Here is a 6,000-nt window from a genome sequence, read left to right on the forward strand (position 1 = left end):
GCAAGCTTAGAGATGGAATACGAATGCCGCCTATTGAAATTCCTTTTGAATACAAAATCGAAACAAAAGAAGTGCGATTTGGCCGTTGGATCTATGTCATTCATTTGAACGAGGACAGAAGCCGGCCCAGCAGAAAATTTCGAACGCAGGAAGCTGCACTCGACGACGCTTACGAGATGCTCTCTTATATGCTCTGATCCATTATCGCGTCCGTACTCTGTGAGGATTCGAGAGAATGTTTTTGTCAAAAGGTTCCAATTGGTCTGGGCAGTAACACCGGTGCGAAAAAACCTGTCTCTTTTGTTTTTTATGGTGCTCTTGGCATTCAGCGCAACGTCCCAGGCCGCCACGGGAGATGACACGTCCTATAGACAGGATTCATCTGCCCGTGCGAGTGCCGCGCATCGCTTCCGGGCCACCCTACCGACAAGAGAGGGGCAAGTTTTTGCGGTCGATTCCGGCAAAGTCTGGTGCACCGGGAAATCTTCAAGGTTTCAGCACGACCAAGCGGTCTTCCCCGTCTTCTGCTCCGGCAATGAAATCGGCTCGGCAAAAGCGACCGTTAAGTGGGTACGCACTGGCACGTATCCCGAAGCCGAAATGAAGGTTGATTTTGCTGACGGCAAATCGCTTGGCTACAGTATTAGACGCGGCGCAAGCCCAAGGACCGCTTCCCAAGGCGTGCGCTGCACCGCCTGCTATAGGTGGCACAGGGGTTGCCTTGGCACTTTTGTGACTCGTCCGCATTTGTTGTGCGGATAGAATCAGGCCCGCCCTGGAGCCGAACGTGCTCCACAGGGAATGTAGGACACTGAAGCAGCGGCAGAAGACGAATTCGGCACGTCGAATCAAATCCGGAACGCTGAAAACTTGCACTTGGAGCAATCGAGAGGGTCAATGTGTCCCAAGCATTGTTCTAACGCGGGACACCGAACGCCAGAAAGCAAAAAACCCGCCGAAGCGGGTTTTCTTGGTGCGGTCGAGAAGACTCGAACTTCCACGGGTTGCCCCACAGCGACCTCAACGCTGCGCGTCTACCAATTCCGCCACGACCGCATCGTGGTAGGGCCGGATTGCTCCGGCGCGGCTGCATGTAGCAAAAGCATTCGGGGGGCACAAGAGCGATATGTCAGATTTTTTAACATTCCCACACAGCGCCCATGAGCGCGCCTTTGGATTCACGGCATCGGTCTCGTAGATGTTTGAATTCTTATCCAAATGGCTCCATATGTGGATAACCTATCGGCGCGCCAAATTTCCAAGAGAGCTGTCTGCCGAACAGGCGCAAAGGACTGGCTGATGCTACGCACCGATCTCCAACACCAAATGCTTCCGCTCGCCGGCTCGCCGCCCGTGCGCTGGCGTATCGCCGATGGACTCGTGCCCTATGACGAAGCGGTGGCGACCATGGAGAAGGAAGTGGCAGCGATCGGCGAAGGTCTGGCGCCGGAGCTTGTCTGGCTGGTCGAGCATCCGTCTCTATATACTGCGGGCACCAGCGCCAATGCGGCCGATCTCATCGAGCCCGATCGTTTTCCGGTCTTCGCGACCGGGCGCGGCGGCGAATATACCTATCACGGCCCCGGCCAGCGCGTCGCCTATGTCATGCTGGATCTGAAGCGCCGGCGCCAGGATATCCGCGCCTTCGTCGCAGCGTTGGAAGAAGTCATCATCAGGACCCTTGATTCGATGAATGTCCGCGGCGAGCGGCGTGAGGATCGTGTCGGCGTCTGGGTGCGCCGTCCGGAGAAACCGCTGCTGCCGGATGGCACCATGTCTGAAGACAAGATCGCCGCCCTGGGCATCCGTGTACGCAAATGGGTGACGTTTCACGGCCTATCGCTGAACGTCGATCCCGATCTCAGCCATTTCTCGGGCATCGTGCCCTGCGGAATTTCTGCTTATGGGGTCACCAGCCTCGTCGACCTCGGCTTGCCGGTGATGATGGCGGATGTCGATATCCGCCTGCGCGAAGCTTTCGAGCAGATATTCGGCGACACCGCCAATGAGAGCCTTAATGAGGCTTAGTGCGCGACGTCCTTGCTGACATTGCGTAGCCGGATTTGATGGTCGAGCCTTTCGATCTGCCGGGTCGTCGTCTCGATGAGCAGGCCGATTTCCTGATGTGCGGAGCGCAGGCGCGAAAGTTCGATTTTTACGGCTTCCAGGGCGCGTTGGTCGCTATCCTCTCCCGGTCCATCGCCGGTTCCGGTCATCAGCCAGCTCGGCGAAACGCCGAACATGGCGGCCATTTTGACCAGAACGGATGGTTGCGGTTCCGAGCGGTCCGATTCCCAGGCGATCATCGTCTCCTGCCTCACGCCCAATTGGCTTGCCAGCGATTCGAGGCTGATGCCAGCGGCGTCGCGGGCCATGGAAAGGCGCCCGCCCAGAGTATCGTCGCCTTCATCCGAAAAAACGGTCGTCTCTTGTTCCGTCTTCAACATCGGTGCGATCCTTGTTTTGGTCACGCCGGTAAGTTTTTGACGGCGCGCCCGCTTTTTCTAGCGGATTTACTTACCAGACATAGGTCTAGGGGCGTCATGCCGCCACCGCGATATGGCCGAATTGGGAAAGTCCGGCGTTTTGCGCCCAATGGTGTGATGAAATGGCAACGGAGCTTGATACCACATCTTGATCGGACGAGGTTCCTGTGTTTGATGGCCCGTCATGTCCCAAATATCAGCCGTCCCCGCCCAACAGAATCCGCTGCAAGGTATGGCCATCATGGCCAGTGCCATGATCGTGCTGCCGGTGATGGACGCAATCGCCAAATACATGGCAACCTTCGAGGCGATGTCGCCGGGACAGGTGACCTTCTATCGTTTCTTCTTCCAGCTCGTCTGCACCCTGCCGCCGCTCTTCGCCGTCTTCGGATGGGCCGCGCTTTCGGCCAAGCGACCCTGGATGAACCTGTTGCGCGGCGCGCTGCACGGCGCGGCAAGCCTGCTGTTCTTCGTGGCGGTGAAATACATGCCGCTTGCCGATGTCTTCGCGATCTATTTCGTCGAACCCTTCATCCTCACAGCCCTTTCGGCACTGTTTCTTGGCGATAAGGTCGGCTGGCGGCGCTGGCTGGCAATCGTGGTCGGCTTCGGCGGTGCGATGATCGTCATTCAGCCAAGCTTCGAGATTTTCGGCTGGAAGGCCCTGCTGCCGGTCGCCTGCGCCTTTCTCTACGCGCTTTATCTCTTCATGAACCGTGCCGTTGGCGAGGCGGATTCGCCGTTGACCATGCAGACGATGGCCGGAATCGGCGGCACGATCTTCATGGCAGGCGCGCTTTGGATAGGGGCATCGGCTGGCGTTGCCGATTTCACGCCGTCCCTGCCCGCTTCCTGGCTCGGCCTCGCATTGCTGCTGATTCTCGGCACGATCTCCGGCTATGCGCACATGCTGATCGTCCGCGCCTTTCGGCTGGCACCGCTATCGCTGCTGGCGCCCTTTCAATATTTCGAGATCATCTCGGCAACCATTTTGGGCTATGCGTTATTCGGGGACTTTCCGAATATTTCCAAATGGATCGGCATCCTGATCATCGTTGGATCGGGCCTCTTCATCATCTGGCGCGAGCGTGTTCAGTCGCGATCGATGAAATCGGCCTGAATACGCCCATCTTCCGCATGGACCGCCGGCGCGATTTATGGCTAAAACGCTGATAGGGCTATGCATTGGGCGGAGTTTCCATGTTCAAGAAAATCCTGATCGCCAACCGGGGCGAGATCGCCTGTCGCGTCATCAAGACGGCGCGTCGGATGGGGATCCTGACGGTGGCAGTCTATTCCGACGGCGATCGTGACGCCCTGCATGTCGAAATGGCCGACGAGGCCGTGCATATCGGTGCCGCCCCCGCGGCCGAAAGCTATCTCGTTGCCGAAAAGATCATCGCCGCCTGCGAGGAGACCGGCGCCGAAGCTGTGCACCCAGGCTATGGGTTCCTCTCCGAGCGCGCCTCCTTTTGCGAGGCGCTGGAGAAACAGGGCATCATCTTCATCGGTCCGAAGCCGAAGGCGATCAGAGCCATGGGCGATAAGATCGAATCGAAGAAATTCGCCAATGCCGCCAAGGTTTCCACCGTGCCCGGCTATCTCGGCGTTATCGACGATGCCGACCATGCCGAAAAGATCGCCGCCGAGATCGGTTATCCCGTGATGATCAAGGCTTCGGCCGGCGGTGGCGGCAAAGGCATGCGCATCGCCTGGAGTGACGACGAAGTGCGCGACGGTTTCGCGCGCGCACGCTCGGAGGCGAAAAGCTCCTTCGGCGACGATCGCGTCTTCATCGAGAAATTCGTGGTCGATCCGCGGCACATCGAAATCCAGGTGCTGGCGGATGGCCACGGCAATGTCGTCTATCTCGGCGAGCGTGAATGCTCGATCCAGCGCCGGAATCAGAAGGTTGCCGAAGAGGCGCCCTCGCCTTTCCTCGACGAGGCCACACGCAGAGCCATGGGCGAACAGTCCGTCGCACTCGCCAAGGCGGTCGATTACCAGAGCGCCGGGACGGTCGAGTTCATCGTCGACCGCGACCGCAATTTCTATTTCCTTGAGATGAATACCCGCTTGCAGGTCGAGCATCCGGTTACGGAGCTTGTCACCGGCATCGATCTTGTCGAACAGATGATCCGCGTCGCCGCCTGCGAAGAACTGCCTTTTGCCCAGGACGATATCAAGCTGAACGGCTGGGCGATCGAAAGCCGCCTCTATGCCGAAGACCCCTATCGAAATTTCCTGCCCTCGATCGGCCGGCTGACGCGCTATCGTCCGCCGCGCGAGGGCAAGAGCGGCAATACCATCATCCGCAACGATACCGGCGTCTTCGAAGGCGCTGAAATCTCCATGTATTATGACCCGATGATCGCCAAACTCTGCACCTGGGCGCCGACGCGGCTTGAAGCTGTCGAGGCTATGGGCGAAGCACTGGACGGTTTCGTCGTTGATGGCATCGAACATAACGTGCCGTTCCTGTCTGCACTGATGAAACATCCGCGCTGGCGCGAGGGCCGCCTTTCCACGGGCTTTATCGCCGAGGAATATCCGGACGGTTTCGCGCCGATGATGCCGGAGAAAAGCGAATCCGCAATACTTGCCGCCGTCGCACTCTCTTGTGGCCTTATCGATGCCAACCGCCGCGAACGTTATGCCGACAGGCTGCGGCCGGCGGCGGGGCCGCTGCGCGAACAGTGGGTGGTCAAGCTCGGCGCGGATTATGTTCCGGTGACGCTGCAGGATGGGCTCGTGACCATCCCATTCGAGATGGATATGCAGATCAACGGCGGGACTTTGGCGGTCGCGACCGATTGGCGTCCGGGCGATGCCGTCTGGGCCGGAACGGTCGGTGGTCGGAAAGTGACGGCGCAAATCCGTCCTTTCCTCAACGGGCTGCGCATCGACTGGCAGGGACTTTCGATCCGCGCCAAGGTCTTTACGCCGCGCCAGGCGGAACTCGACAAACTGATGCCGGTCAAACTGCCGCCGGATACGTCGAAGCTCCTGCTTTGCCCCATGCCTGGCCTCGTCGTCGCTATTGCCGTTGCGCAAGGCCAGGAGGTCAAGGCCGGCGAAACGCTGGCGATTGTCGAGGCGATGAAGATGGAGAACGTCCTGCGCGCCGAGCGCGACTTGGTCGTCGGCAAGATCAATGCGAAGCCGGGCGAGAGCCTTGCGGTCGACGCCGTGATCATGGAATTCGCCTAATCCGTATTCGCTACGAAACACCTGATTTTTCGCTTGAGCCATCCGGCGCGACCATGCCAATGTCGCGCTAATCAAATCATTAATTTAGGAGGGAGGAAACAATGGACGTACGCGCCGCCGTAGCCGTTGCCGCCGGTAAACCGCTGGAAGTCATGACCGTTCAGCTCGAAGGCCCAAGGGCCGGCGAAGTGCTGGTCGAGGTCAAGGCGACCGGCATCTGCCATACCGACGATTTCACGCTCTCAGGCGCCGATCCGGAAGGCCTGTTTCCGGCGATCCTCGGCCATGAAGGTGCCGGCATCGT

The 6,000-nt window shown here is 58.9% G+C and carries 5 protein-coding genes and 1 tRNA gene; 4 read left to right on the forward strand and 2 right to left on the reverse strand.

The window, feature by feature from the left end; all coding sequences use genetic code 11:
• Positions 1-971 precede the first annotated feature (971 nt).
• Positions 972-1,056 (reverse strand) — tRNA-Leu (locus tag GGD50_RS06035).
• Between the two features lie 243 nt (positions 1,057-1,299).
• Here GGD50_RS06035 and lipB point away from each other — a divergent pair.
• A complete protein-coding gene (gene lipB / locus GGD50_RS06040; protein WP_107108096.1) occupies positions 1,300-2,028 on the forward strand; it encodes a lipoyl(octanoyl) transferase LipB in 729 nt (242 codons plus the stop codon).
• Here lipB and GGD50_RS06045 read toward each other — a convergent pair.
• A complete protein-coding gene (locus GGD50_RS06045) occupies positions 2,025-2,447 on the reverse strand; it encodes a helix-turn-helix domain-containing protein (RefSeq protein WP_107108097.1) in 423 nt (140 codons plus the stop codon). The genes lipB and GGD50_RS06045 overlap by 4 nt on opposite strands.
• 223 nt (positions 2,448-2,670) lie before the next feature.
• Here GGD50_RS06045 and GGD50_RS06050 point away from each other — a divergent pair, with 223 nt between their 5' ends.
• The 3 genes from GGD50_RS06050 to GGD50_RS06060 form a co-directional block, all read left to right on the forward strand.
• On the forward strand, positions 2,671-3,606 hold the full coding sequence (locus GGD50_RS06050; protein WP_107108098.1) for a DMT family transporter: 936 nt from the start codon (positions 2,671-2,673) through the stop codon (positions 3,604-3,606).
• A gap of 80 nt (positions 3,607-3,686) precedes the next feature.
• Positions 3,687-5,696, forward strand: a complete 2,010-nt coding sequence (locus tag GGD50_RS06055) for an acetyl-CoA carboxylase biotin carboxylase subunit (RefSeq protein WP_107108099.1) — start codon at positions 3,687-3,689, stop codon at positions 5,694-5,696.
• Between the two features lie 101 nt (positions 5,697-5,797).
• On the forward strand, positions 5,798-6,000 hold a 203-nt coding region (locus GGD50_RS06060; protein WP_183937667.1), incomplete at its 3' end, for an alcohol dehydrogenase catalytic domain-containing protein.

This window comes from Martinezella paranaensis, from assembly GCF_014200235.1.
In the GTDB taxonomy this organism is placed as follows: domain Bacteria; phylum Pseudomonadota; class Alphaproteobacteria; order Rhizobiales; family Rhizobiaceae; genus Rhizobium; species Rhizobium paranaense.

Coding starts and splice junctions, on each gene's coding strand:
- GGD50_RS06050 (WP_107108098.1), top strand. CDS start 2,671: ATGTCCCAAATATCAGCCGTCCCCGCCCAACAGAATCCGCTGCAAGGT.
- lipB (WP_107108096.1), top strand. CDS start 1,300: ATGCTACGCACCGATCTCCAACACCAAATGCTTCCGCTCGCCGGCTCG.
- GGD50_RS06055 (WP_107108099.1), top strand. CDS start 3,687: ATGTTCAAGAAAATCCTGATCGCCAACCGGGGCGAGATCGCCTGTCGC.
- GGD50_RS06045 (WP_107108097.1), bottom strand. CDS start 2,447: ATGTTGAAGACGGAACAAGAGACGACCGTTTTTTCGGATGAAGGCGAC.